This is a genomic window from Desulfopila inferna, assembly GCF_016919005.1.
GTDB lineage: Bacteria > Desulfobacterota > Desulfobulbia > Desulfobulbales > Desulfocapsaceae > Desulfopila_A > Desulfopila_A inferna.
Genome location: NZ_JAFFQE010000018.1, coordinates 1 through 3436, shown reverse-complemented (window position 1 = coordinate 3436; position 3436 = coordinate 1). Strand labels below are relative to the sequence as shown.

General features: G+C 43.8%; 1 protein-coding gene. It reads right to left on the bottom strand.

The window, feature by feature from the left end:
* Window positions 1-284: 284 nt before the first annotated feature.
* Window positions 285-2927 carry a PAS domain-containing hybrid sensor histidine kinase/response regulator family protein gene (locus JWG88_RS21770; protein ID WP_240194671.1) on the bottom strand — a complete coding sequence of 881 codons (2643 nt, stop codon included), beginning with the start codon at window positions 2925-2927 and terminating at the stop codon, window positions 285-287.
* Between the last annotated feature and the right edge of the window lie 509 nt (window positions 2928-3436).

Below are 3436 nucleotides of genomic sequence, written 5' to 3'. Positions count from 1 at the left end.
GGTAAACTTAGTCGTATAGGTTACTTCGGTCATAATCGCCTCCTTTTTCTTTTACAGAAAAAACAGAGCGTTAATAACCTTAGTATATCATTTATAAGGCTGGAATTTTGTTACGTGGAGTCATGGAGAACCTCTGATCCTATATTCCAAAAATGTTGTTAGGAATCGGGGAGAGCAAAATTTTCTAGAACAGGAAACACCTCAACTTGAAGTGGTGGCCGAATAATCAGACCTTCGAAATGACGATATTAACTCTCCGCATGAATAATTACTGAATTACCACGTCAGCCTTTCAGCGCCTCGCGCACCTTCCCTCCCAGATCTTTCTTTGAAAACGGTTTTTGGATGAAGTGTATGCCTTCATCCAGCACCCCGTAATGGGTGATGACGTTGGCGGTGTAACCGGACATAAACAGACGCTTGAGATCCGGGTAGTGGGAGAGGAGGTTTTTGGCTAACTCCTGGCCATTCATCTCGGGCATCACCACATCGGTCATCAACAGATCTATTTCGCCCTGATATTCTTGAGCAAGGCGGATAGCCTCGCCCGGGGTGGCAGCGGCTACCACGTTATATCCCAGCCTGGTCAGCATCGTGGTGGTCATTGTCAAAATAGCTGACTCATCCTCCACCAGGAGGATGGTCTCGCTTCCGTGTTCGGCGGGCAGGTCATGCGTCTTTTCCGCTACTTCCGCTGATTTTGCGGCATATACTGGTAAGTAGATCTTAAAGGTCGTTCCGTGGTCCGGCTCGCTATCGACGTTAATGAAACCGTTGTTCTGCTTGACTATACCATAAATCGATGCCAGCCCCAATCCGGTGCCCTTACTCTGTTCCTTGGTGGTAAAAAAAGGTTCAAAAATGTGGTCCAGTGTTTTTTTGTCTATGCCGCAGCCGTCGTCGCTAACCTCGAGCAGTATGTATTCTCCAGGTAGAGATCCCAGCTGGTCGTGGCAATAGTCCTCATTAAAGGTTTTTGTATCTGTTATTATGACAACCTTGCCCACACCGTCGATGGCATCTCGGGCGTTGACACAAAGGTTGGCAAGGATCTGGTCGATCTGTGCTGGATCGACCTTGACCGGCTGGAGGTTTATACCAGGTTGCCAGAGCAGGTTAATATCCTCGCCGATCAGCCGACGCAGCATATTGAGCATCCCCGCCACTATGTCGTTTATATCTATGACCTTGGGAGCAATAGTTTGCTTGCGGGCAAAGGCAAGCAGTTGCCGGGTCAGGTCGGCCGAACGCTCACCGGCCTGGTGAACGCTATGCAGGTTGGCATAAAGTGACGAAGCAGGATCTGTTTCCTCAAGGGCCATCTCTGTATGTCCGAGAATTACTCCAAGCATGTTGTTGAAGTCGTGCGCTACTCCGCCTGCCAGGTGGCCAATGGACTCCATTTTTTGCGCCTGTACCAACTGAGATTGGAGTTTTTCTTTTTCCACTTCTGATCGCCTGCGCTCGGTGATGTCCTGTATTGCCCCGTGCATTCTGACGGGGGTTCCTTTTTCATCATATTCAAGTTCTCCTGTACCATGAACCCATCGTTCCGCACCATCGTTATGGCGAATTATTTTATATTCAAGACTAAACGTTTTTTTTTCCTTCACAACCGATTCATGGTAGTCAAATACTTCTTCTCGATAGTCTGGATGAATAAAGTTGGCCCAACCTTCTATGGTATGAGGATAGGTTTTGTCTATTCCAAATATGTTGTAAAATTCTGGCGAACAGACCCATGAACTCTTCTCTATCTCGTTTACATTCAGATTGGTTGAGTAAGAACATATATGAGCCACAGATTGTGAACTGCGCATCATTTCTTCTGTTCGTATATGCTCATTTATCTCATTATTCAGGTTTGTATTGGTTTCTTTCAGTTTGTTGGACGTGTTCATCAATTCAGAAGTTTTTTCTTCAATCTTTGCCTCCAGATCACTTGTGTGCATTAGTATCTTTCCTGTAAGCGGACGCAATACTATCATCATGCCAATGGTCCCAAGGGCAATAAGAAATAAAATAACTAGACTTATAAATAATATTTCACGATTAATGGAATAGTAGAGTTCTTTTTTATCCATTTTGATCATCATGCCCCACATACCATTGTGTATTGAACCATAGGCAATAACAGCATTTGGGCCTGATGGGTTGGTAAAATCGATGATACCATTTTTTTGTTTTGCGGTTTCCACTAAGGCGGAACCAACAAATGATGTGTTGGTAGTAAGTCTGATGGCAGCATCTGTTGAGTTACGTAACGGGAAAAATAATAAGACCTCATTGTTCTCAATCTTTCCTAAAATGGTTTCCCCCGTTTCGCCTAAATCATTGTAATCTCCTACAATACGCTGGAGACCTTTGATGCTGAACAAGACAATATCGGTTCCCACCCGTTGTTCTTTTCTATTGGAAATAGGAGCACCCAAAATTACATAGGACTCATCCTTAATAATAACAGGGCCATATACAAGTACTGCTTTGCTGGAATCATCTGGAATTTTCCAAAATGTTTCAGGAATTGGTATGCCAACCTGCACCACGAGTTTTTTGGAGGAATCAAGTCGTGAAATACCCACCACATCATCGGACAGTTTCATTGCATCAGCAAGTTTTGATCCTGTAAAGCTCAACAATTCGTCAAGATTGATCTCTTTTCTATTATATGCCTCTAGTTTTTTACGAATTTGTGTGCGACTCGTAATTTGGCGTGCTGTAGCCTTGGCACGGGAAAGAAACTCTTCAACAATCATTGACTTAATCTGAACTTGATGCTCGAGGCCGGATCGCTGCTCGCTTTTAAGACGGTTGTAGAGAGGGGTAATCGCAGTTATAGAAAAAATTAAACTAATGATGGATATGCTCAAAACTGAAAAAAGAAGAATCTTCCTTTTAAGATATTCCGAAGTCTGTTGCTCGGGCATAGTTCAACCACCCATTGTTTAAATAACGCTGAAGTTTTTAAGATTGTTTAAAGAGTGACCTAATTTAAATCAAATTGACGTCTGCTGCAACTTAACCTTTCTACATAACAACTATCAATTTACTGGGGCGCATGTCATTGCAATGGCTGAGGCTAGTAATGGCAATGTTAACCATTTAAGCAATTCTGCAAATTTACATTATTCCTGTGAAGGTGATGTCGACTGAACATACAGGATTGACCAGAAATGAAGCGACTTCAAAGTAGAGATTTCCAAAGACAAGGTCTAAGGAACGTTAGGAGAGGATGTCAGTCATTCTCATTTCCTATCGTTTTGTAAGAGTTTATGGGGCATCTCTCAAAAGTGCAATGGCTCCCCAGCGTGAGGTGTATACTGTTGCTGTTCACAGGCGAGAAGCTATTCTCGCCTGTTGTACACAACTAGCCATATAGGGTATGAATATATCCGCAGGCTGAGCGGGGGGCAGAACTGCTGCCCCCCGGCGATTG